Origin of the sequence: Pseudomonas sp. Sample_23 (assembly GCF_004307595.1) — a bacterium.
Taxonomy (GTDB): domain Bacteria; phylum Pseudomonadota; class Gammaproteobacteria; order Pseudomonadales; family Pseudomonadaceae; genus Aquipseudomonas; species Aquipseudomonas atacamensis.
Genome location: NZ_RCNX01000015.1, coordinates 1 through 21,733 on the forward strand (window position 1 = coordinate 1; position 21,733 = coordinate 21,733).

A 21,733-nucleotide genomic window follows, 5' to 3' on the forward strand; every position below is an offset into this window, starting at 1 on the left:
AGGTGCAGCGAAGCAAACCGGAGCCGCTGCGCCCGGATCGATCCCGCAGCGAAGGGACCCGAGCCTGCGAGGGCCGAACGCAGGAGCAAAGCGTTTTGGTTACTTTTGGGCGTCTGCAAAAGTGACCCGCTGTAAGAGCGGAACCGCCAGCCGCAACACCCGCAAAAACGGATATACCCCCAAAACCCCAAGAACCTGGTCGGCCCAGAGGCGGCCAAGACCAAAAAAAAGCCCCTCAAAACCGAGGGGCCCAAAAAACCAGCTCAGAAACCCGAATCAGGTCATCTGAATAATGGTCTGCATGATCGTGCTCTGCGTCGAAATGGTCTTGGCGTTCGCCTGATAGTTGCTCTGGCCTTTGATCAGATCAACCAGCTCATTGGTCAGGTTAACGTTCGATTCTTCCAGCGAGTTGGACACCACCGAACCCAGCGTACCGGTCTCAGGCGCATCGTAGCCCGGAATACCCGAAGCAAACGTCTCTTTCCAGCTGGTGCCACCGATCGCCTGCAGGCCCTGTTCGTTGGTGAAGCTCGCCAGTGCAACCTGTCCGATGGCCTTGCTCTGGTTGTTGCTGAAGTTGGCGAACAGGGTACCGGTACCGTCGATGGTCAGGTTGGTGATCTGGCCAGTCGCGTAACCATCCTGAGTAGGAATCGTGCGCGAGGTGTCGGCGTTGTACTGAGTGGTCTTGGCCATCGAGATGGTCACACCCGCCGGGTTTGCCGCCGCGCCGTTAGCCTTCCAGACACCATCGGTCACAGTGCCTGGCACCCAGCCCTTGAGTGTCAGGTCGCTGCTGATGATGGCCGGGCCACCCAGCGGATCTGGCGTGCTGACCTGGGTCAGCTTGCCGGTCGCATCAAAGGACAGCGTCGAGGCCACAGGCGCGGTGGTCTTCGGATCGCTGCCGGTCGCATCCGGGTTACGACCGTCCACCAGTGTGTAGACCTTCCAGGTGTTGGCGCCGGTTTTCACCATGTATTGATCCATGGTGTGCTGGTTGCCCTGGCTGTCATAGATCGGGGTGCTGAACGACTTGGTGTAGGTCGCAGTGTTGGTAGGGTCGAATTTGCCTGCCGCGACCGTATCGTCGATCACCGCAGCGGTCGAGTTCAGGTTGATGGTCGAAGCCACCGCCGAAGTCGACTTCGGGGCCAGGTTCGAGGTATCGATCTTGAGATCGGTCAAGACGCCGTTAATAATCTTGCCGTTGGCATCCACACCGTAGCCCTGCAAACGCGAGGTGTAGTCGGTGTTGGTGATGTAGCCGGCGTTATCGACCTTGAACGTACCGGCACGGGTGTAAGACACCGAGCCGTTGTTGTTCATGGTGAAGAAGCCAGAGCCGTTGATGCCCATATCCAGCACGTTGCCAGTGTTGTTGATGTCACCCTGGGTGAACTGCTGGGAAACGTTGGCCAGGCGTACGCCGTTACCGATCACTTTGCTGCCGCTGCCCAGACGAGTCGCCGAATAGACGTCTTCGAATTCTGCGCGCGAGGATTTGAAACCGGCGGTGGCGACGTTGGCGATGTTGTTGCCGGTCACGTCCAGTTGCTTGTTGGCTGCATAGAGACCGCTAAGGCCGATGTTAAAAGACATGTTCCACTCCTTCGTGCCGGGTTAGTCGGCTCTATATACCAATGGTTTGTACTTTGGACAGGGCAACGGTGCCCTTGCCAGCCAGGTTGAGCATCAGCTCGCCACCGGTCTGGCTGATCGTCACGCTGTTGACGGTCGCTGGCAGGTAGGTCGCCAGATCGGTCGCGGTGCCGTTGATCGGTGCGTTGGCCTTGAACGTGTAAGTGCCGACCGGAACCACGGTGCCGGCGGTGTCCTTGCCGTCCCAAGTGAAGCTGGCATCGCCGGCAGCGCGGCTGCCCAGGTCGATGGTGCGCACGGTTTTGCCGTCCTTGTCGGTGATGGTCACGGTGCCGCCGGCAATCGACGACGGCACGGTGACCGACCCGGTCAGGCCTTTGCTCGGGTCATCGAGCTGGGCGGTGTTGGTCTGCACGATCACGTTGCGACCGACCAGCGACGACGCTTGCAATGCCTGCGACGAGTTGTAGTTGCCGGCAAGGCCGCTGACGGTGGAGTTCAGCGTGGTAATGCCTTCAAGGCTGCTGAACTGCGCCAGTTGCGCAACGAACGCGCTGTTGTCCTGCGGGTCGAGCGGATTCTGGTTTTTCAGCTGGGTGACCAGCAATTGCAGGAAAGCATCCTTGCCCAGCGCCTGGCCGCCGGTGGCACTGTTGGTCGCCGAAGCGATGCCGCCCGACGTAGTGCTGCTGGCCTTCTTCGACGAATTGGCCAGGATGTCGTTCATGCTCAGGCTGCTGGTGGTATCCGTAACGCTCATGGCAGTCGCCCCTTATTACTGACCGAGGGTCAGTACCTTCTGCATCATGGTTTTGGCGGTGTTCATCATTTCCGCGTTGGTCTGGAACGAGCGGCTCGCGGAAATCATGTCAGCCATTTCTTCCACCACGTTGACGTTCGGGTAGTAGACGTAGCCCTTGGCGTCGGCAGCCGGATGGTTCGGCTCGTAGCGCGCTTCAAGATTGCTCTGGTCTTCGACAACGCCGAGCACCTGCACGCCCTGCCCGGCCGCGTCCTGGTTCTGGAACAGCGAATTGCTGCCGCCAGCCTGTCCGCCCTGGAACATGGTGGCGAATACCGGATGACGGGCGCGGTAGGTCTGGTCGATGCTCGACGAAACGGTTTCGGCGTTGGCGATGTTCGACGCCACGGTGTTCAGGCGTGTGGTCTGCGCGCTCATGCCGCTGCCGGCAATGTTGAAAACGCTGGACAGGGACATGGATTATTCTCCGCGCAGGGCTGACACCAGCCCTTTGAATTTGCTGTTGAGCAAGGTGAAGCTGGCCTGGAAGCCGACGGCGTTTTCCGCGTAGTTCGACTGTTCCAGTTGAGCGTCCACGGTGTTCTGGTCGATCGAAGGCTGCATCGGCGTGCGATACATCAGCGACTCGTCGCCGTTGCCCAGCCCTTCAGCCTCGATGTGCCGGCTGTTGGTCATGTTCAGGGCAAAGTGGCCGCCGGTCTTGGTCTTCTCGGTCTGTGCTTCGAGCACTTTGGAGAAATCCAGATCCCGCGCCTTATAGTTCGGGGTGTCGGCGTTGGCGATGTTGTTGGCCAGCACTTCGGCACGCTGGGCGCGGAAGCCCAATGCCTTTTCGTGAATGCCCAGCGCTTTGTCGAAGCTGATGCTCATGTCGGGAACCTTCAGGTGACCGGTTTTTCGTATCTGAGCTTTAGCAAGCGCCGTGCCAAATGAACAAAGCCCCGTATTCCGGGGCTTTGCGCCAAACAGGCTAAGCGGCAATGCCAGAAAAGCGGCAACCGGTTACCGCCGGATGCCGCTTTTCTGCCGCTTGCCGTCCCATCACAGCCGGACAATTGTGGGAGCGAGCTTGCTCGCGAAGGCGGCGTGTCAGCCAATGCAAATGCAGAATGTGACGGCCTCTTCGCGAGCAAGCTCGCTCCCACAGGGATTGTTGGTGTTAAGAGAATTTCTTCGGGCATAAAAAAACGGCAGGCCTTTGCGGGCCTCCCGTTTTTTGTATCAGCGCAAACCGCTTATTTCGCCTTGTAAATAATCCCCGGGCTGCACTGAACCATCTGGTAATGATCCGGCAAACCGTTCAGCGCTTCCGAAGCGCCAAGGAACAGGTACCCGCCCGGCTTCAACGTACTGTGAATGCGCAACAGGATGTCCTTCTTCACTTCGGCAGAGAAGTAGATCAACACGTTGCGGCAGAACACGATGTCGAACTTGCCCAGCGCCGCGTAGCTGTCGAGCAGGTTGAACGAGCGGAACTCCACCCGGCTCTTGATCGGCGCCTTGACCACCCAGCGCCCCGGCCCTTTCGGGTCGAAGTAGCGTTGCAGGCGTTCCGGCGACAGACCGCGACCGATCGCCAGGCTGTCGTACTCGCCGGTCTTGCAGTTGTTGAGCATCAGGCCGGACAGATCGGTGGCAACGATCTGCACGCCCATCTTCAACTGACCCAGGTTGCTGCGCTCGAACTCGTCGATCGACATCGACAGCGAGTACGGTTCCTGTCCCGACGAGCAGGCCGCCGACCAGATCCGCAGACGCTGGTTGGGGCTGGCCTTGATCGCTTCCGGCAGTACCTTGTTCTTCAAGACTTCAAACGGATAGGTGTCGCGAAACCACAGGGTTTCGTTGGTCGTCATGGCATCGACCACCTGCTCGCGCAAACCGCTGCGCGGCTGGGTCTGGATGCGCTGTACCAGCTCACCCAGGGACTTGATGCCTTGCTGCTCCATCAGTTTGTTGAGACGGCTCGAGACCAGATACTGCTTGTTTTCACCGAGCAGAATGCCACAGGCTTTTTCCAGGAAGACCCGGAACTGTTCGAAATCCAAATTACCCGTAGACAATGATGCCGCCTCTTAAATCGTGTTGACCGCCAGGGGCAGAAGGCCCCTAGCTGATATCTGCTGCTTTGATCCGGTCGACTACCCGGGATGCGAGGTCATCAGGACGGAATTTGGCGAGGAAGTCATCAGCACCGACTTTCTTGACCATCGCCTGATTGAATACCCCCGACAACGAAGTATGCAGGATGATATGGAGCTTTTGCATGCGTGCGTCGCCGCGGATTTCCGCCGTCAGGGTGTACCCGTCCATCTCCGGCATCTCGATGTCGGAAATCATCATCAGGAACTCTTCTTCCGGCTTCTTGCCCTCGTCGACCAGCTTGCGCAGGTAATCCAGCGCCTGCTTGCCGTCGTTCAGAGCCACCACTTCGACACCGATGGTCTGCAGACAACGCGTGACCTGCTTGCGCGCCACCGACGAGTCATCGACCGTCAGCACCCGCAGCGACAACGCCTTGGTCTGCGTCTCGACATCGACCACGCCCACCGAAATCGCTTCCGGCGTCGGCGCCACTTCGGCCAGCACCTTCTCGACGTCGATGATTTCGACCAACTGGTTGTCGACCCGAGTCACAGCGGTCAGGTAGTGATCGCGACCGGTACCCTTGGGTGGCGGATGGATCTCTTCCCAGTTCATGTTGACGATGCGCTCCACCGAGCGGACCAGGAAACCCTGGGTCTTGGTGTTGTACTCCGTGATGATCACGAACGGACTGTTCTTGTCTTTCAACGCACCGGAGCCCGTTGCCATTGCCAGATCCAGGATCGGAATGGTCGCTCCCCGTATATTCGCTACCCCGCACACGACAGGACTGGATTTGGGCATCAACGTCAGGGACGGGCACTGCAACACTTCCCGTACCTTGAACACGTTGATCCCGTAGAGCTGCGGCCCGTCGAGACGGAACAACAGCAGCTCGAGGCGATTCTGCCCTACCAGTTGCGTGCGCTGGTTCACCGAATCCATTACACCAGCCATGCCCAGACTCCTACACCAACGCCAAGTGTTGTTGCGACGCACATTCATTGCTAAACGGCACGGCGCTTGCTTTTTAACTCGTATGAACGCTCAAACGACATTTTCCCGACGCCTGACATCCTCCCTTCGCAAAGGGCTTTGCGCGGTGGCCGCCGTTTGCTGCTTGCTTGCTGGCAGTCCTGCCCATGCAGATGCGGTTACCTTGCCTGATATGCTTATCGGCGTGACTCAGGGCTTTCTTGAATTCACCGTAGAAGACTATTTGGCTTCCAGTCAAACCGAAGGCCGCTACGAAATCGAAGTCAACCAGCTCGACCCGCGCATGCGCATGCCCATGTGCGACAAGGAATTGACAGCGACTCTCGAGAGCCCGGCACGCCCGCTGGGCCGCGTCACGGTGAAGGTTCGCTGCGAAGGCAGTTCGCCCTGGACGGTGTTCGTACCCGCTCAAGTCCGCCTGTTTCGCGAGATCGTGACGACCACTCGTCCGCTGAAACGCGCCGGAATTATCGAGCCGCAGGATGTGACCTTGCGCGAGCGCGACGTCAGCACGATCAATCAGGGTTTCCTGACCTCGGTCGACGAAGCGATCGGGCAGAAACTTACCCGACCAACGGTCGCCGATCAGGTCATCACCCTGGTGCATCTGGAACAGGCCGAAGTGGTGCGCAAGGGTGACCAGGTGGTGATAACTGCGCGCAGCGGCACCCTTGCCGTACGCATGCCGGGGGAAGCGCTTTCCAATGGCGGCATGAAAGAACAGATTCGAGTAAAAAACCTTAATTCTCAAAGAGTTATCAAGGCGCAGGTGATTGCGCCGGGACAGGTCGAAGTGGCCATGTAAAAGCCTCGTGGAGAAAACTGGCGCCGATCCCGTCGCTTCCCTAAACTGTGCCGCAGCAGGTCTCGCAACGGCGCATGCAAGCTTATGGTTGATTGGGCCTAAAGTTTTTCAGGGGATAGCCGAAAACATGGCAAGCGTCCAAATTCCCAGAGGTTTTTTATCATGGTTATCGATTTCAACCGATTGAACAGTTCCTCGTCACTAACCGGCAGCACACGTACCAGCAACGCCAAGGAAAGCGCTGAAAACAGCCCCTCCGCGCCGCTGAATACCCAGGCCGAACAGGCCAATGTCGCCAAAAGCGGGGAGTCGGTACACCTCAGCAATGAGGCTCAACAGTTGCAGAAGGTCACTGACAAGCTGCGCGATCAGCCTGCTGTCGACAAAGCCCGTGTGGCCGAGTTGAAAGCCGCGATTGCCGATGGCAGCTATAAAGTCGACAGCAACCGTGTAGCCAGCAAACTGCTCAACTTCGAAGCCCAGCGCTAGGCTTTTGCCGGCGCCAGGCTTTTGGACGCTTAAACCCCAAGGCCAGCCATGCACGACACTAACTTATTGCAACTGATCAATGACGACTTTGCTCCAGCGCAACAATTGCTGGAGTTATTGCAAACCGAATCCCTCGCTTTGCATGGTCGCGACATGCCGTTGCTGGAAGAAATTCTGGCGACCAAGCAAGCGTTGATCATTCTGCTCGAGCAGCATGGCCGCAAGCGCAGCGAAATCCTCGCCAGCCTCAACCTGCCGACTGATCGCACAGGTCTTGAGCAACTGGCCAGCCAGTCGAGCATTGGCGACCAGTTGCTGACCCAGGGCGACGCCCTGACCGCGCTAATCGCCCAATGCCAGGCAGCCAACGTCAAGAATGGCCAGTCGATCCAGATCCAGCAGGCGACTACGGCCAACCAGCTGAAGATTCTCACCGGCGGTGAGCCGCCAGCGCTGTACGACGCCAGCGGGACCTTTGCCAAACCGGTCAAGCCGCGAACGCTCAGCCAGGCATGAGCCATTCGCTGGCCCTGCACTATCCACTTGCGCAACATGCTGGCAAAATACTGGCCAGTCGTAGTCTTATTTTGTCTGGAGATTGAAGAACCGTGTCCAACACCCTAAGCGCGGATGATGCTCCGCAGCCTCCGAAGGTGCTCACCACGCCACTGGAAATCTCCAGCAACCTGCGCCAGCTGCAAGACAGCCACGATCCGCTGATCATCACTTTCCATGAACGCAGCCAGCGCTTTCAGAGTTACCTGATCAAGGTCGACCGCGAAACCGCAACGATCGCGCTGGACGAAATGATTCCACGCGACGGCGAGCGCTTCCTCCAGGCTGGCGAACCGTTCAAGGTCGAAGGCTTTCATGACGGCGTGCGCATCGCCTGGGAATGCAACGGCACGCTGAACATCGAAGAATCCGACGGCGACCGTTTCTACACCGGCGACCTGCCGAGCGAAGTGGTCTATCACCAGCGCCGTAACGCCTTCCGCGCTGCGTTGAAGCTCACCGATCTGGTCAGCGTTGAACTGGGCGGCGAAAAGCTCAAGGTTCCTCTGCACGGCAAGCTGCTGGACATCTCCGCCACCGGCTGCAAATTCCGTTTCGAAGGCGACATCACTGATCGCCTGCAACTGGGCCAGGTCTACGATCGCCTGATCGCCCCGCCGCTGTTCGGCAACCAGCCAACATCGGTCGAACTGCGCTATCTGCATTTCGAAGAAAAACTCAACATCACCTTCGCCGGTCTGCGCTTCCACAACATCAGTGGCCAGGCTGCGCGCAACGTCGAGCGTTTTGTTTACCAGTTGCAGCGTGAAGCACGGCGTTTCGACAAAGACGATCTCTGAGTCGCAGCGATCAATAAAAAGGGCAGTCCCGCACAGGACTGCCCTTTTTTATGCGCCGATGTTTACCTTCGATTCAGGGCCTGCCACCGCTGATATCCGGCGCAGGCTTATCGTCATTGCCGCTGTCCAGTTCGGTTTCAACGACTGCTTCCGGCTGCGCTTCGGGCTCAGGCTCAGGAGTGACCGGTGCCGGGTCTTGGACCATCTGCTCCTGCACCACCTGCTCATCGACACGCGGGTCAAGCGCCGCCACCAGCGGCGAGCTCGACATGCTGTCCGGCATTGCCACGTGATGCAGCGGTGCGTCGTCGACCTGGTGCAGGTTGGTGACCGCTTTCGGACGTATCCGCCAGACCAGCACCAACGCGAAGAAACTGAAGAACGCATACAGGCTCTGACTGCCGAGAAACTTCATCAGCACGCCCGCGAGCAGCGGCCCGATGCTCGCGCCGACGCCGTAAGTCACCAGCAACATGGCGGTCAGCGACACGCGGCGATCGCCTTCGACGTGGTCGTTGGAAAACGCCACCGCCAGCGGATACAGGCAGAACTGCACCAGCGAACAGAAGAAACCAACGACGAACAACACCTCCAGCGGCACCTGCGGCATGATCGCCAACGGCAACGCCGCCACCGCCAGAAACCCGGCAAAGCAGCGTATCAGCAGCGCGCGGTCATAACGGTCGGACAACCAGCCCAACGGCCACTGCACCAGCAGACCGGCAAAAATGCAGCTACCCATGAACAGACCGACCTGCTCGGTCGTAAGCCCCTGTTGCGATGCATACAGCGGCGCCAGACCGTAGAACGAACCGATGATCAGACCGGCGCCGAGCACCGTGCTCAGCGATTGCGGCACACGCTTGATAAAGAAGCGCGGCTCCATCGGCGCCGGGTGCAGAGGCGCCGGGTGAATCCGTCGGGTCAGCGTCACCGGCACCAGACACAGGGCAAAGCACAGCGCCACCAGCATCAGCAGTTCCAGGCCGAGGCCGGGGTGCATGACCAGAATCAGCTGGCCCAGCACCAGGCCCAGATACGAGGCGATCATGTAACCGCTGAACACCAGCCCACGCTGATTGGCGTCGGCCTGCTCGTTGAGCCAGCTCTCGATGACCATGTACTGACACATCATGCCCAGACCAACGATCGTCCGCAGCACCAGCCACGCCGGCAGCCAGTCCACCAGCCCATGGCCGAGCACCGCCGCGCCGACGATCCCGGCACACGCCGAGTAGGCACGGATATGCCCGACCCGGGCGATCAGGCGATGGCCGATCTTGCCGCCCAGCACCAGACCGAAATAGTTGGCCGCCATCAGCGCACCGACCCACAGCCCGTCGACGTTGTCGGCAGCCAGACGCAAAGCCAGATAAGTAGAAAGAAGGCCTGAGCCGATCAACATCATCAGCGAGGCAAAATACAGCGCTCGAAAGGATTTCCAGATTTGGCGCATCGGCGTTCCGAGCGGCTCCTTGCAGTAAATACCGGGCGGTCAGAACGACAGCCCGGCAGCAGCGATACGTCAGGCCTGGGCGGCCAGCACACGGCGCTCCCAGGGAGTAATTTCATCAAAGAAGCTGGTCAACTCCATGGTCTTCGAAGCGATGTAGCCTTCGATGAACTCCGACCCGAACAGTTCCCTCGCCAACTGGCTGCGTTTCAGACGCTCCAGCGCGGCGTGCAAGGTACACGGCAAGGCCAGATTATCCGGCACGGCGAATTCTCCCTGGATTGCCGCGCTCGGCTCCAGTTCCTGTTCGATACCATGCAAACCCGCAGCCAGACTGGCGGCGATGGCCAGATACGGATTGGCGTCGGCGCCCGGCAGACGATTTTCGACCCGACGTGCGACCGGCGAGCTGGCGGGAATACGCAAGCCGGCGGCGCGATTGTCATGGGACCAACAGGCATTGTTCGGCGACGCGTACGGATGACACAGGCGCTGATAGGAATTCACGTTGGGCGCAAACAGTGCGGTGAAATCGGCGAGGCCTGCCTGTTGCCCGCCGATGAAGTGGCGGAACATCGACGTCGGCTCGCCGTTCGAGTCAGTGAAGACATTCTTGCCGCTGCCGATCTCAACGATACTCTGGTGAATATGCATCGAGCTGCCCGGCGTATGCGCCAGCGGTTTGGCCATGCACACCACGTTCAGGCCATGCTTGAGCGCGACCTCCTTGAGCAGGTGCTTGAACAGGAACGTCTGATCGGCCAGCAGCAGCGGGTCGCCGTGCAGCAGATTGATCTCGAACTGGCTGACGCCCATTTCATGCATGAAGGTGTCGCGCGGCAGGCCGAGGGCCGCCATGCATTTATACACTTCGCTGAAGAACGGCCGCAGACCGTTGTTGGAACTGACGCTGAACGCCGACTGGCCATCCTCGCGGCGGCCGTCGAGGCCCACCGGCGGACGGAACGGCTGAGTCGGATCGGTGTTCGGTGCGAAGACAAAAAATTCCAGTTCGGTCGCCACCACCGGCGCCAGACCGTGCGCGGCGTAACGGGCGATGACCGCTTTGAGCTGGCCACGGGTCGAGAGACTTGAGCTCCCCCCGCTCAGTTCGTCGGCGTCGCAAATCGCCACGGCACGCGGCTCGTCGCTCCAGGGCAAACGGTGAATCTGCGCAGGATCGGCGACCAGCGCCAGATCGCCGTCATCGCTGCCGTAGAACCGCGCCGGCGGATAGCCGCCCATGATGCATTGCAACAGCACACCCCGCGCCAACTGCAAACGCCGCCCTTCGAGAAAACCCTCGGCGGTCATCACCTTGCCTCGTGGCACACCGTTCAGATCCGGGGTGACACATTCAATCTCATCAATGCCGGTCAATCGCTGCGCGAGTGAACCCTGGCCATCGGTTGTCATGACGCAATCCTTGTTGTTGTGCGAGCCGCGAACGGCGACCCGGACAAAATAGGCTGCGGCTGTTCGGAATATCAAGCAGCGCCCACAAAAATCCCGATCTTGTGCAGGAGCCGTAGGAGCCGACGAGTGCAACGAGGCTGCGATCTTTTGATCTTGCTTTTTAAAACCAAAAGATCGTAGCCTTCGGCAGCTCCTACACCAGACCTCAGGGCAAGTAGAGGCTGAATACCCCACCACCCAACGGCCCGCCATTGCTGATTTCGGTGCGCCCTTCCACGCCGTTGCGCTGGTGCAGCGCGGCGATGCGATTGGCGAAATACAGACCCAGCCCGGTGCTGCCGCTGCTGTGATTGATGCCTTGGACATAATCGGCCTGACGCTCGAGCATCTCTGCTGGATAGCCGTCGCCGTCGTCGTTGATGCTCAATACCAGTTGCCCGGCTTCATCACTGACAGTAATCAGCAGCGACTCGCGGGCGTAACGGATCGCATTGTTGATGCAGTTGCCGAGCACCGAGGCGATCAGCTCGCGATCGAAGAAACCCAGCGGGCTCAACGGATCGACTTCATAGGTGGCGATGATGCCGCGACTGGCAAACACTTCCTGATGCGCGGCCAGTTGCGCCTCGATGAAATCGTCGAGTTCGTGATAGGCCGGCTGTAGCGGCAACTGGTTGACGCCGAGTTTGTACAGCCCGAGCAACTGCACCAGCATGCCGTTGAGGTGGGCGAACTCGAAGTCGATCACGCCCTGTTCCGAGCCTTCGCGCAACTCTTTCGGCAAACGCGCCAGCCACTGGCTGTGCGCCTGCATCAGCATGGCCAGGGAGTTCTTCATGTCGTGAACGGTGGAGGCAATCACCGTGGAAAAATCCAGCGCCGGATCAATTGGGTTCATTCGCCAAACGCCTTGCTTTTCAGCTTCTGATAACGCGCAAACCGCGCGTCGGTGTCGGGCATCAGGCCCACCAGTTTCAGGCAGGCCCGACATTCTTCCAGCTCCGCCGACGGCATACTGGTGTCGGTGCCGTGCAGCAGCGACTGGGCCAGGTTCAGCGCAATACTGATGTTTTTCGGTTGCAGCTTGAGCGCCTTGCGGAACACCTCGCGGGCCTCGACCAGATTGCCGGTCTTGTACACGCGCACGCCCTGGCGGTTGAGATCGGCCGCAGCGTTGCTCGAGCTGAGAATGGTCGGATCGTCGGTGAGCTTGGCGATGTCTTTCATCACCGCCGGGTCATCACCGTAGATCTCTGCGCAGCTCTTGAGCATCGAAGTGCCCGCCTCGGCCTGACCGAGCATCTGCAACTGCTTGGCCACCAGCAACGCCGCCTCGGGGCTCATGAATTGCTCCATGCCATCGAGGCGCATCAGTGCTTGTTCGGTGAGCTTGTCGGCGGTTTCGGCGTCGTTGAGCAACAGGCTGGTGGCCTTCATCAGCCGCGCGCGAATTTGCAGGCCGGGATCGCTCGGGTTCTCCTTGGCCACGGCACTGAGAGTGGTGTTGATCTCCAGCCGCGTGCGCGTGTCGAGGCCGCGATCGCTGCCCTTGCTGATCAGCGCGTGCGCCAGGCCGAGATTGCTTTCCGGGTCCTTGAAACGCGACTGTGCGCCCTGCGCCACGGCCTGACGATAAGCCCGCGAGGCGGTTTCGAAATCTTCGTTGGCCATCGCCAGTTTGCCGAGCAGCGCCTGACGGCGCACCGCCAGCGGCGACAGGCGAATCGCTTCTTCGAGCACCCGCTGCGCGCCTTTGCTGTCGCCTTCGGCCACCAGCACATCGGCCATGCCGTCATACAGCGCCGGCATCATCGGGAACACTTTCAAGGCCTTTTCATAGACCTCTTTGGCCTGCGACACCTGCCCGCGCTTGAACAGCAACTTGCCCAATCCAGCGAAGGCCCACGGCAACGGCCGGTCGGCAATGATGCCGTCGTAGAGCCGCTCCAGCGCTTCGTTCTGGTTCATGTCGCGCAGGGCGTCGGCGCGGTAGCGCAGGCACAGCGGCGAATAGCGGATGTCCTGTTTGCACAGGGCAATACAGGCATTGAGCACCTCGACCGGCTTACCGCGATCAAGGGCTTGCAGAATCGGTTTGAGCAAGGTCTTGCGTTGCTCCAGACGCTCAAGGCGCTGGGCCAGTCCGGAACGGTTGAACGGCTTGGTCAGGTACGCATCCGGCTCGTGCTCCAGCGCACTGAGCACCATCGCCTGACTGGTCTCAGCGGTGACCATGACGAAAACGGCTTCGTGGCTGATGAGCTTTTCCGACATCAGGTCTTCGAGCACCTGCTGGCCATTCTTCTTGCCGTCGCCGAGGTGGAAGTCCTGAAGAATGAAATCGTAAGACTTCTGCGAGCACATCTTCAGCGCCTGCTCGCCAGTGTCGGCAGTATCGACATCCTTGACGCCGAGCTCACGCAACATCGAACGCACGGAACTGCGGAAATCGGAAAAATCATCGACGATCAGAAAGCTTTTTTGGTGATACGACGACATCGAGGATTTCCAGGCAATTGAAGAAAACGAACCGAGGCGATTTCAGGCGCGCAGATGATAGCTGGAGGCCATGCGCCATCAAGCGATTTCGCTGGAGTCTGAACTCACCGTTCGGGTTATCGGCCAAAAATGCCCGGGCCTGAGGGTGGTGCTTCAAGAATGTTGCCTGGAGTATTACTCTGCGCGCCTGCTCAAGGATTTTCATAGGGACTGAATCGTGTACATCAAGGGACGCTACATCCTGTCGGCCTTTTTGCTGCTGTTTATCCAGCCAATGAGTGCGGCGGCAATGGACTGCACCAAAGCGGCGAACGACGTGGAAAACACGATTTGCGCGAATAAACCGCTTTATGAGCTCGACGCGCAGATGGGCACGCTGTATCGCCAACTGATGACATCTGCCACAGCGACGCAACCTGAGCTCAAGCGCACCCAGCGCGCCTGGCTAAAAACCCGCAATGCCTGCGCAGTCGATGTCGCTTGCCTGGATGGCAGCTACCGCCAGCGCCTGCAAGCATTGCAGGCACAGTGGACGCAAGCCGCAATGTGGCAGCCGGACGCCGTGGATCTTCAGGCGATGAACGATCTGCAGGAAAGCATTCGTGCCGAGAGCAAAAACCACCCGGAATTTGCGCTGGAACATGCCTTGGCCGCACGGGCTTTCGAGTCTTCGCAGACATCGTTCGCGGGCGATCCAGTCGACAGTTACGGCGAGCAAACCAACTTCCCCAAGTCGCGTCCCAAAGGCGTGAGCGAGGATGAGTGGCAAGCATTGAAAGCCTCAAGCATCGGAGGCGCCGCCGAGACCGGACGGACTTCTTACGCACTGCTGGATCTGGACAATGATGGCCAGCGCGACCTTATCGTCGACACATACGCAGGCGGCACCGGCTTGTTCACGTACGTGGAAACCTGGCGCCGCACGGGCGAGCGGTTCGTCAAAAGATCGGTCGAGCCGGAAAGCTCGCTATTCTACACCAACGACCGTGGCGCTAATCAGGCAATCAGCTGGATCAGGCTTCACGACAGAATCTATGCCGCTTACCGAAACGGCGCCTATGGTGTCGATAATCTGTACCTGCTCAATCCGCTGAAGATCAACCGTCAGGTACCGACGGTGTCCGTGCGTTACGCTTACTCCCTGCAAGTGCCAACCACGCAACATACGGAAGACGGCACCAGCACCTATGAGCTCGAAGCGGATTTGCGCGCGGCACTCGACCACGCCATCACTCAGGCAACGAAAGTCGCATCGGGCTCAAACCCTGACGCGCCCCTTTGCCCCTTTCCTCCGACGGGCGCCGGCGAAGACGATTACTACAGCTACGGTCCAGGGCACTACGCCATCGAAAAGATCACCGATTTGCCGGTAATGATCGGCGGCGACTGCTACATCGGGGCGCTGATTGACTGGTTCGGCAGTTACAGCGAAAAGACTGGGTTATTCGCCCAACTGGCCGTGCGCAAGCCGGGCGTAGAGGCCAGCGGGACTACCTACGAAGTCTTCGGCCGTCGGCATGTAACCGAGGTCAGTGGGAGCCTCGGCAAAGTCGAAATCAACGACGACTGACCACCGATCATCACGCCGGAAAATTAATCGGCACGGTTGCCAATCACCGGATGTCAAAAACACAGGCAGCACATTTGTCCTTCAAAAGTGCAGGCAGATTCGCAAATGAGGTTTATTCTGCTCAATTACCTGCGCCCCCGGACGTCCGCGATACGCTTGTAACGCCACAAAAAAAGGCCGAAGTGATGACCTCGAAAACCCCTGCCTCGCCCTCTGCGCCCGAACGCAAGGACCTGACCCCCAGCCACCTGAATTTCCCGGTGGTGGGCATCGGCGCCTCGGCGGGCGGCCTGCAAGCAATCAAGCTGTTTTTCGAGCATATGCCGAAGGACAGTGGCATGGCGTTCGTGATCATTTTGCACCTGTCGCCCGATCACCAGAGCATCGCCGACCAGATCATTCAGGAATCGACGCGCATGCCGGTGTTGCAAGTGACGCAGCCGGTGCTGATCGAAAAGAACTGCGTGTACGTGATTTCTCCGGCGCACTCGCTGACGATGAATGACGGCTACCTGCGCGTCAGCCCCGCTGGCTCACCGCAAGCGCGCCACACTGCCATCGACCTGTTCTTCCGCGATCTGGCCGATGTGCATCGCGAGCGGGCTTTTTGCCTGGTGCTTTCAGGCACCGGTTCCGATGGTGCGGTGGGCTTGTCGCGAATCAAGGAACAGGGTGGCGTGACGCTGGTGCAAGTGCCGGAAGATGCCGAGTTCGACGGCATGCCGCGCGCCGCCATCGAGACGCGCATGGTCGATCTGATACTGCCAGTGGTCGAGATGCCGCAGAAACTGATGGAGCTGTGGCGCAACTCTCAGAACATCAAATTACCCAGCGCCAATGATCCCGACTTGAAAGCCTTGAAGCCTGCAAACGAACACGAAGCGTCGATCGCCGAACAACGCCTGCATGAAATCCTGTTGTACCTGCGCAGCAGCACCGGTCACGATTTCAAACACTACAAGCGCGCCACCGTGCTGCGCCGCATCGAGCGGCGCATGCAGGTCACCAGCCAGTCTGACCTCAGCGCCTATTACGACTACCTGCAAAATACCCCGGAAGAATCCAAGGCCCTGCTCGGCGACATGCTGATCGGCGTGACCAACTTCTTCCGTGACCGCGAAGCCTTCGAAGCCCTTGAGCGCGATGTGCTGCCGCAACTGGTGCAATCGGTTGCCGACTCGTCGGAAAAAGAAGAACTGCGCGTCTGGTCTGCCGGCTGCTCGACCGGCGAAGAAGCCTACAGCCTGGCGATCCTGCTCGATGATCAGATGCAGGTACAAAGCAGCAAGGCCAACCTGCAAGTGTTCGCCACCGATATCGACGAACGCGCGATCACCACTGGCCGCGCCGGCACCTATCCGCAAGCCATCGTCACCGACGTACCGCCAACACGCCTTCGGCATTATTTCGTCCAGGACAATGAGCATTACCGGATTCGCAAGGAAATCCGCGAGAAAGTGCTGTTCGCCAAGCACAGCCTGTTGTCCGATCCGCCGTTCTCGCAGATCGACCTGATCGTTTGCCGCAATCTGCTGATTTACCTGGATCGCGAGGTGCAGCGGGAAATCCTGCAGATGTTCCACTTCGCCCTGCGACCGGGTGGTTTCCTGTTTCTCGGCACTTCGGAAAGCGCCGATGCCTGCCACGAACTGTTCGCGCCCGTGGACAAGCGCAACCGCATCTTCCGCGCCAAGACCGGCACCGCGAACAGCCGCCGCACCCCGACCATGCCGCGTGGCGGTTACATGCGCACCAGCGTTTCCCGACCGCCATCGAAAGCCATAGAGCCCGTCAAGCTGTCGTTTGCCGATATCCACCGCCGCGCCATAGAACGCTTCGCCCCGCCGAGCATCATCGTCGACACCAACGCCGATATCCTTCACATGAGCGAAGCCGCCGGGCGCTTCCTTCGGCATGTCGGCGGCGAGCTGTCACGCAACTTGCTGACGCTGATCCTGCCGGAACTGCGCCTGGAAATCCGCACGACGCTGTTCCAGGTGCAGCAAAGCAACCTCACCGTGCGCTCGCGTGAAGTGCTGCTCAAGCGCGAGGAGCGTCAGTACCGCATCACGCTGATTGCGCAGCCGTACAAGGACGACGACTTCGACAGCGAGTGCGTGCTGGTGACCTTCGATGAAACGGAGATCGACGCGCACGAGCAGGCGCTGACCACGGTGCTGCAGACTGAAAGCCAAGTGCTCTCGAATCTGGAACGTGAGTTGCAACGCACCAAATTGCATTTGCAGGACACCATCGAACAGTCGGAAATCTCCAGCGAAGAGCTCAAGGCTTCCAACGAGGAGATGCAGGCGATCAACGAAGAACTGCGCTCGGCCACCGAAGAGCTCGAGACCAGCAAGGAAGAGTTGCAGTCAATCAATGAAGAGCTGTTGACGGTCAACTACGAGCTGAAGACCAAAGTCGAAGAAACGGACAAGATCAACGATTATCTGACCAATCTGATCGCTTCTACTGATATTGCTACGGTGTTCGTCGATCGCAGCATGCGCATCAAATGGTTCACGCCGCGCGCTACCGACATCTTCAGCATGCTGCCGGTAGACACTGGCCGTTCACTGCTGGATATCACCCATCGTCTGAATTACCCGGCGATGACCGAGGACGCGGCGCAAGTGTTCGAATCGCTGAACATGATCGAACGCGAGGTCAACAGTACCGATAACCGCTGGTACATCGCCCGCTTGCTGCCTTATCGCTCCAGCGAAGACCATATCGACGGCACCGTGCTGACCTTCATCGACATCAGCAAGCGCCGCGAAGCCGAGGAAGAGCTGCGCCTGGGCGAGGAACGCATGCGTCTGGTCGCTGAGAGTACGCGTGATTACGCGATTATCATCCTCGATGAAATGGGTGCGATCACCAGTTGGAACAAAGGCGCTGAACTGATCTTTGGCCACAGCAAAAACGAGGCCGAAGGTCAGTACTACGATTTCATCTTCACAGCCGAAGACCGTGCTGCCGGCATGGCTGAAAGTGAATTGTCCACGGCTCGTCAGCACGGGCGCTCGGAGGATGAGCGCTGGCATGTGCGCAAGGATGGCAGCCGTTTCTTCTGCAGCGGCGAGGTCACCCGGCTCAGCGGCGACCGCTTGCAAGGCTATGTGAAAATCGCCCGCGACCTGACCGGGCACAAGCGCCAGCAGGATGAACAGAGCAAGGAACTGGCGCAGACGCGCAATACTGTGTCCCTGCGTGATGAGTTCTTTGCGGTCATGTCCCACGAACTCAAGCATCCGTTGAATCTGATTCAGCTCAACGCCGAACTGCTGCGGCGCCTGCCGATGATCCGTACTGCCGGCCCGGCGACCAAAGCGGTCAATACCATCTGCGATGCGGTGAACAGTCAGGCGCGGATCATCGACGACCTGCTTGATGTAGCGCGGGTGCGCACCGGCAAGCTCAAACTGCAATTGGCGCGTGTCGATCTGAGCGCGGTGCTGCGTGACATCCACACGGTAGTGCTCAATGAGCAGCATGCCACGCGGATCGACCTGCAATTGTCTGAAGCACCGTTGATCATTCATGCCGATCCGACACGGGTCGAGCAGATCATTTGGAATCTGGTCAACAATGCCTTGAAGTTCACACCACCGAGCGGGCGCATTGAGTTGATCGCCAGCAAGAGCGGGAAAATGGCGCAACTGGACGTCAAGGATAACGGCGTCGGCATCGCTGCGGAAAACCTCGAACACGTCTTCGATCTGTTCGGCCAGGCGGAAAAACAGCACACCAACCATCAACGTGAAGGCTTGGGCATCGGCCTGTCACTGGTGCGGCAACTGACCGAAGCCCAGCACGGCACGGTGAAGGTTGCTTCGCCGGGGCTGGGCGCCGGTTGTACCTTTACCGTTCGCCTGCCGCTGTCGACTGATGTCGAAGAAACCGCTGCAACAGCCGAGGTTGAACCGGTTTCCGGCAAGCTCGATGGCTTGAGCATTCTGCTGGTCGACGACTCGCCGGAAGTGCTGGAGACCTTGAAGCTGCTGCTGGAGATGGAAGACGCCGACGTAACGGCCTTCGATCATCCGGTGGCAGCGCTGAAAGCCGCTGAGAGCACGCGCTTCGATCTGATCATCTCCGACCTCGGCATGCCGGTCATGACCGGCTATGAACTGATGGCTGCCCTGCGCAAGCTGCCGCTGGTGAAAAACGTACCGGCGATCGCCCTCACCGGGTATGGCACTCAGAGCGACATGCAGAAGTCCCGTGAAGCCGGGTTCGATCAGCATCTGGGTAAACCGGTGGCGTACGACGACCTGATTGAAACCATCGAGGCGTTGCGCCGTTCGGAGTTGCTGTAAAGCTCGCCAGCGCTCCAACGCAAAAAGCCCCGCCGCACGAGTAAGTGCGACGGGGCTTTTTGTTTTTTGAAGAGGTGGTGTCCCAGGCGGGGTTCGAACCTGCAACCTTCCCCTTAGGAGGGGGATGCTCTATCCAATTGAGCTACTGAGACACTGATTGACGCGGGCTGTATGCGGCGCGACAGACGGCGTGCATGTTAACGGCCAGCCCCTGTTTTGTCATGTCGTCCGTAGGGCTTTTTAAGTGTAGGCAAGCGCCCTGGAAGATTGCGGGAACTTTTACCGGGCAATTTGCACTGCGCGGAAATGCGGTCATTGCAGATTGCAATCAGCGTCGCCGGAAAAAACATACCAACCCCTTGTTTTTAAAGGACTTATCAGCCGTTACACTGTTGGCACGGCGACTGCTATGCCTGTTCTATCAAAAAGAACAATTTGGAGCGTCGTGCCATGAACAGCACCCTCTTGCTTGCAAACGCAGCGGCATTGGCTTTCTTGCTCGGATCGCATTTTTTTCCCAAGGCTGACATTGAGCAGCCAGTGGCGCAGCGCATGCCGCATTACTTGCAAGTGCAGAAAGCGCCGCAGTGGGCAGTGTTGAGTGATCGCAGCGACGCTTCTACACAAATGGTCAGCGAGCCTGAGCTAGCCTCGGCGCCAACCACCGAACGTCTGGTTTTTTGAAATATCTTCAGGAGTACAACATGTCCAAATCGGCGACAGGATTTCTCATCCTCGCTTTACTGAGTGGCGTTACCCATCTGGCGCTGTTCGAGGAGACGGAAGTCACCTTGCCTCTGGTTGGCTGTGGCGTGTTTGCGGTGCTGTTTGTGCTGGCGCTGATTGCAGGGCGCAAGATCAAGTTCGATCCGCTTCTGCGTTGAGCCGAACCAATTCCAATAACGAAGAGACCGCGATAGCGAGGTCAACAGAGTTGTCGATCTGATGAACGGGGCTGTCGCTGGATCTTCGGTCTTTGAACAACGCATTGCGAGCCAGCCTCGCATCGATTTGCTCAGGGGTCTCCCGACCACGGCTGAGCAAGCGCTTGCGCAGGACCTCATCGTTGACTGTCAGCAGAACCGGCACCAGGGTTGGATACTTCTCCATTGCTTGACGCAGGTTCGCTCTTGACCCGTTGACCAGTACGTGCCGGCCCGCTTGCAACCATTCATCCATTTCCCTTGGAATGCCGTAGGAGAGGCCGTTGGCTTGCCAGGCCAAGGAAAAAGCGCCGGCGTGCTGTCGCCGCTCGAACTCTTCAGGCGTCACGCCAATTGCATCTTCGCCGACGGACTCCGCCGAGCGGGTAATCACCCGACGCATTACTTCACAGTTCAACGCCCGCAGTGGCTCGCGCGATGCATCGATCAGGCTGTCCTTGCCCGAACCGGACGGCCCCATCAGGTAAAAAAGCTTGCCATCCATCCCGAAAACGCCCTCCGACGGGTCCTGCCTCTAGTAAATCGGCAAATTGCCACTATCCTGTACACATAGGGATCAAGAATAGCGAGCCGCATAGCATGCACGTTCTGAGGTCTGCGGACATCAACAGATGTGCATGCGAAAGCGGGCAGCGATACGGAAGGATGGAAAGTTTTCCAACCAGTCCGCATTTCTGACAACTGGTGCTGGCATTACGCCTTTACCCGGCTCAATATTTGTCACAGAATTGACGCCAATGATCTGGCAATTTTGAGGCATGATGCCGGCCTCTTAACAATTCAGGTTGAACCAATTGGTCCGGATGCTTGTCCTACCACACATCCTGCGGCCAATCCCGAGAACCGCTCCCCTGAACTAACCGGTTAAATATATGCGCCCATTGAAACAGGCAATTTATTCCAGCCGTACGGCTGACAAGTTTGTCGTACGTCTGCCAGACGGAATGCGTGAACGCATTGCCGAGGTGGCTCGCAATCATCATCGCAGCATGAACTCCGAGATCATTGCGCGCCTTGAGCAGAGTCTTATTCAGGAAGGCGCACTGGGCGAAGAGCTGAGCATGCGCCTGGACAGCCCGGAGCTGTCGCTGCACGAGCGCGAGCTGTTGCAACGCTTCCGTCAGCTGTCGCACCGTCAGCAGAACGCCCTGGTGTCGCTGATCGCACACGACGCAGAAATGGCCGCTGACGCGTCCTGAGTTATACCGAGCATATTGAAGCCAGCATGATTGCTGGCTTTTTTTTGCCCGCAATATGACAGATGGCCGCTTGGCAATTGAGTGTGGCGAGGGGATTTATCCCCGTTGGGCTGCATGGCAGCCCCAAAAACAATGGGACTGCTGCGCAGTCCAGCGGGGATAAATCCCCTCGCCACGGTTACTTGTACTTGCGCTCATATCTGTGTGGCAGGCACAAAAAAGCCCGTCGATT

Annotated in this window: 20 protein-coding genes and 1 tRNA gene; 9 read left to right on the top strand and 12 right to left on the bottom strand. The window is 58.8% G+C overall.

What is annotated here, in order from left to right:
- Window positions 1–276: 276 nt before the first annotated feature.
- The 6 genes from flgE to D8U82_RS03510 form a co-directional block, all read right to left on the bottom strand.
- On the bottom strand, window positions 277–1,605 hold the full coding sequence (flgE, locus tag D8U82_RS03480) for a flagellar hook protein FlgE (protein WP_016773616.1): 1,329 nt from the start codon (window positions 1,603–1,605) through the stop codon (window positions 277–279).
- A gap of 31 nt (window positions 1,606–1,636) precedes the next feature.
- The gene (flgD, locus tag D8U82_RS03485; protein WP_016773615.1) at window positions 1,637–2,365 is read right to left on the bottom strand and encodes a flagellar hook assembly protein FlgD; all 729 of its coding nucleotides are present in this window, start codon (window positions 2,363–2,365) and stop codon (window positions 1,637–1,639) included.
- A 15-nt stretch (window positions 2,366–2,380) separates the two neighbouring features.
- Entirely contained in the window at window positions 2,381–2,824 is a 444-nt protein-coding gene (gene flgC / locus D8U82_RS03490) for a flagellar basal body rod protein FlgC (protein ID WP_016773614.1), read from the bottom strand.
- A gap of 3 nt (window positions 2,825–2,827) precedes the next feature.
- Complete coding sequence (gene flgB, locus D8U82_RS03495) at window positions 2,828–3,238, bottom strand: flagellar basal body rod protein FlgB (RefSeq protein ID WP_016773613.1); 411 nt, start codon at window positions 3,236–3,238, stop codon at window positions 2,828–2,830.
- Window positions 3,239–3,603: 365 nt separating this feature from the next.
- A complete protein-coding gene (gene cheR / locus D8U82_RS03505) occupies window positions 3,604–4,431 on the bottom strand; it encodes a protein-glutamate O-methyltransferase CheR (RefSeq protein WP_016773612.1) in 828 nt (275 codons plus the stop codon).
- A gap of 46 nt (window positions 4,432–4,477) precedes the next feature.
- On the bottom strand, window positions 4,478–5,410 hold the full coding sequence (locus D8U82_RS03510; RefSeq protein ID WP_016773611.1) for a chemotaxis protein CheV: 933 nt from the start codon (window positions 5,408–5,410) through the stop codon (window positions 4,478–4,480).
- 82 nt (window positions 5,411–5,492) lie between these two features.
- On the opposite strand from D8U82_RS03510, the gene flgA reads away from it, so the two are divergent.
- From flgA to D8U82_RS03530, 4 genes are all read left to right on the top strand, one after another.
- On the top strand, window positions 5,493–6,254 hold the full coding sequence (gene flgA, locus D8U82_RS03515) for a flagellar basal body P-ring formation chaperone FlgA (RefSeq protein WP_083387045.1): 762 nt from the start codon (window positions 5,493–5,495) through the stop codon (window positions 6,252–6,254).
- Between the two features lie 162 nt (window positions 6,255–6,416).
- The gene (flgM, locus tag D8U82_RS03520; RefSeq protein WP_016773609.1) at window positions 6,417–6,743 is read left to right on the top strand and encodes a flagellar biosynthesis anti-sigma factor FlgM; all 327 of its coding nucleotides are present in this window, start codon (window positions 6,417–6,419) and stop codon (window positions 6,741–6,743) included.
- Window positions 6,744–6,791: 48 nt separating this feature from the next.
- On the top strand, window positions 6,792–7,259 hold the full coding sequence (locus tag D8U82_RS03525) for a flagellar protein FlgN (protein WP_041479278.1): 468 nt from the start codon (window positions 6,792–6,794) through the stop codon (window positions 7,257–7,259).
- 92 nt (window positions 7,260–7,351) lie between these two features.
- Complete coding sequence (locus tag D8U82_RS03530; protein WP_041479276.1) at window positions 7,352–8,098, top strand: flagellar brake protein; 747 nt, start codon at window positions 7,352–7,354, stop codon at window positions 8,096–8,098.
- Window positions 8,099–8,171: 73 nt separating this feature from the next.
- Here the strand turns inward: D8U82_RS03530 and D8U82_RS03535 are convergent, their stop codons facing one another.
- The 4 genes from D8U82_RS03535 to D8U82_RS03550 all read right to left on the bottom strand — a co-directional run bounded on the left by D8U82_RS03535 (window position 8,172) and on the right by D8U82_RS03550 (window position 13,466).
- Window positions 8,172–9,554 (bottom strand): MFS transporter, encoded by a 1,383-nt coding sequence (locus D8U82_RS03535; protein ID WP_071173273.1) that lies wholly within the window; start codon window positions 9,552–9,554, stop codon window positions 8,172–8,174.
- A gap of 69 nt (window positions 9,555–9,623) precedes the next feature.
- Window positions 9,624–10,865, bottom strand: coding sequence for a glutamine synthetase family protein (locus D8U82_RS03540; protein ID WP_177434106.1), 1,242 nt, complete (start codon window positions 10,863–10,865; stop codon window positions 9,624–9,626).
- Window positions 10,866–11,172: 307 nt separating this feature from the next.
- Window positions 11,173–11,865, bottom strand: a complete 693-nt coding sequence (locus D8U82_RS03545; RefSeq protein ID WP_125917239.1) for a HAMP domain-containing sensor histidine kinase — start codon at window positions 11,863–11,865, stop codon at window positions 11,173–11,175.
- Window positions 11,862–13,466, bottom strand: a complete 1,605-nt coding sequence (locus D8U82_RS03550; protein ID WP_130887712.1) for a tetratricopeptide repeat-containing response regulator — start codon at window positions 13,464–13,466, stop codon at window positions 11,862–11,864. The genes D8U82_RS03545 and D8U82_RS03550 overlap by 4 nt, the downstream gene beginning before the upstream one ends.
- A gap of 253 nt (window positions 13,467–13,719) precedes the next feature.
- On the opposite strand from D8U82_RS03550, the gene D8U82_RS03555 reads away from it, so the two are divergent.
- The gene (locus D8U82_RS03555; protein WP_241668038.1) at window positions 13,720–15,036 is read left to right on the top strand and encodes a lysozyme inhibitor LprI family protein; all 1,317 of its coding nucleotides are present in this window, start codon (window positions 13,720–13,722) and stop codon (window positions 15,034–15,036) included.
- 185 nt (window positions 15,037–15,221) lie between these two features.
- A complete protein-coding gene (locus tag D8U82_RS03560; RefSeq protein WP_130901663.1) occupies window positions 15,222–19,358 on the top strand; it encodes a CheR family methyltransferase in 4,137 nt (1,378 codons plus the stop codon).
- A gap of 75 nt (window positions 19,359–19,433) precedes the next feature.
- Here D8U82_RS03560 and D8U82_RS03565 read toward each other — a convergent pair.
- Window positions 19,434–19,510 (bottom strand) — tRNA-Arg (locus tag D8U82_RS03565).
- A 298-nt stretch (window positions 19,511–19,808) separates the two neighbouring features.
- Here D8U82_RS03565 and D8U82_RS03570 point away from each other — a divergent pair.
- Complete coding sequence (locus tag D8U82_RS03570; RefSeq protein WP_056788077.1) at window positions 19,809–20,042, top strand: hypothetical protein; 234 nt, start codon at window positions 19,809–19,811, stop codon at window positions 20,040–20,042.
- Window positions 20,043–20,062: 20 nt separating this feature from the next.
- Window positions 20,063–20,242, top strand: coding sequence for a PA3371 family protein (locus tag D8U82_RS03575; protein ID WP_130901664.1), 180 nt, complete (start codon window positions 20,063–20,065; stop codon window positions 20,240–20,242).
- Here D8U82_RS03575 and phnN read toward each other — a convergent pair.
- Window positions 20,217–20,786 carry a phosphonate metabolism protein/1,5-bisphosphokinase (PRPP-forming) PhnN gene (gene phnN, locus D8U82_RS03580; protein WP_130901665.1) on the bottom strand — a complete coding sequence of 190 codons (570 nt, stop codon included), beginning with the start codon at window positions 20,784–20,786 and terminating at the stop codon, window positions 20,217–20,219. The genes D8U82_RS03575 and phnN overlap by 26 nt on opposite strands.
- Before the next feature lie 388 nt (window positions 20,787–21,174).
- On the opposite strand from phnN, the gene D8U82_RS03585 reads away from it, so the two are divergent.
- A complete protein-coding gene (locus D8U82_RS03585; protein WP_003178899.1) occupies window positions 21,175–21,501 on the top strand; it encodes an Arc family DNA-binding protein in 327 nt (108 codons plus the stop codon).
- Window positions 21,502–21,733: the final 232 nt, after the last annotated feature.

Coding starts and splice junctions, on each gene's coding strand:
- flgE (WP_016773616.1), bottom strand. CDS start 1,605: ATGTCTTTTAACATCGGCCTTAGCGGTCTCTATGCAGCCAACAAGCAA.
- flgD (WP_016773615.1), bottom strand. CDS start 2,365: ATGAGCGTTACGGATACCACCAGCAGCCTGAGCATGAACGACATCCTG.
- flgC (WP_016773614.1), bottom strand. CDS start 2,824: ATGTCCCTGTCCAGCGTTTTCAACATTGCCGGCAGCGGCATGAGCGCG.
- flgB (WP_016773613.1), bottom strand. CDS start 3,238: ATGAGCATCAGCTTCGACAAAGCGCTGGGCATTCACGAAAAGGCATTG.
- D8U82_RS03510 (WP_016773611.1), bottom strand. CDS start 5,410: ATGGCTGGTGTAATGGATTCGGTGAACCAGCGCACGCAACTGGTAGGG.
- flgA (WP_083387045.1), top strand. CDS start 5,493: ATGAACGCTCAAACGACATTTTCCCGACGCCTGACATCCTCCCTTCGC.
- flgM (WP_016773609.1), top strand. CDS start 6,417: ATGGTTATCGATTTCAACCGATTGAACAGTTCCTCGTCACTAACCGGC.
- D8U82_RS03525 (WP_041479278.1), top strand. CDS start 6,792: ATGCACGACACTAACTTATTGCAACTGATCAATGACGACTTTGCTCCA.
- D8U82_RS03535 (WP_071173273.1), bottom strand. CDS start 9,554: ATGCGCCAAATCTGGAAATCCTTTCGAGCGCTGTATTTTGCCTCGCTG.
- D8U82_RS03540 (WP_177434106.1), bottom strand. CDS start 10,865: ATGACCGCCGAGGGTTTTCTCGAAGGGCGGCGTTTGCAGTTGGCGCGG.
- D8U82_RS03545 (WP_125917239.1), bottom strand. CDS start 11,865: ATGAACCCAATTGATCCGGCGCTGGATTTTTCCACGGTGATTGCCTCC.
- D8U82_RS03550 (WP_130887712.1), bottom strand. CDS start 13,466: ATGTCGTCGTATCACCAAAAAAGCTTTCTGATCGTCGATGATTTTTCC.
- D8U82_RS03560 (WP_130901663.1), top strand. CDS start 15,222: ATGACCTCGAAAACCCCTGCCTCGCCCTCTGCGCCCGAACGCAAGGAC.
- D8U82_RS03570 (WP_056788077.1), top strand. CDS start 19,809: ATGAACAGCACCCTCTTGCTTGCAAACGCAGCGGCATTGGCTTTCTTG.
- D8U82_RS03575 (WP_130901664.1), top strand. CDS start 20,063: ATGTCCAAATCGGCGACAGGATTTCTCATCCTCGCTTTACTGAGTGGC.
- phnN (WP_130901665.1), bottom strand. CDS start 20,786: ATGGATGGCAAGCTTTTTTACCTGATGGGGCCGTCCGGTTCGGGCAAG.
- D8U82_RS03585 (WP_003178899.1), top strand. CDS start 21,175: ATGCGCCCATTGAAACAGGCAATTTATTCCAGCCGTACGGCTGACAAG.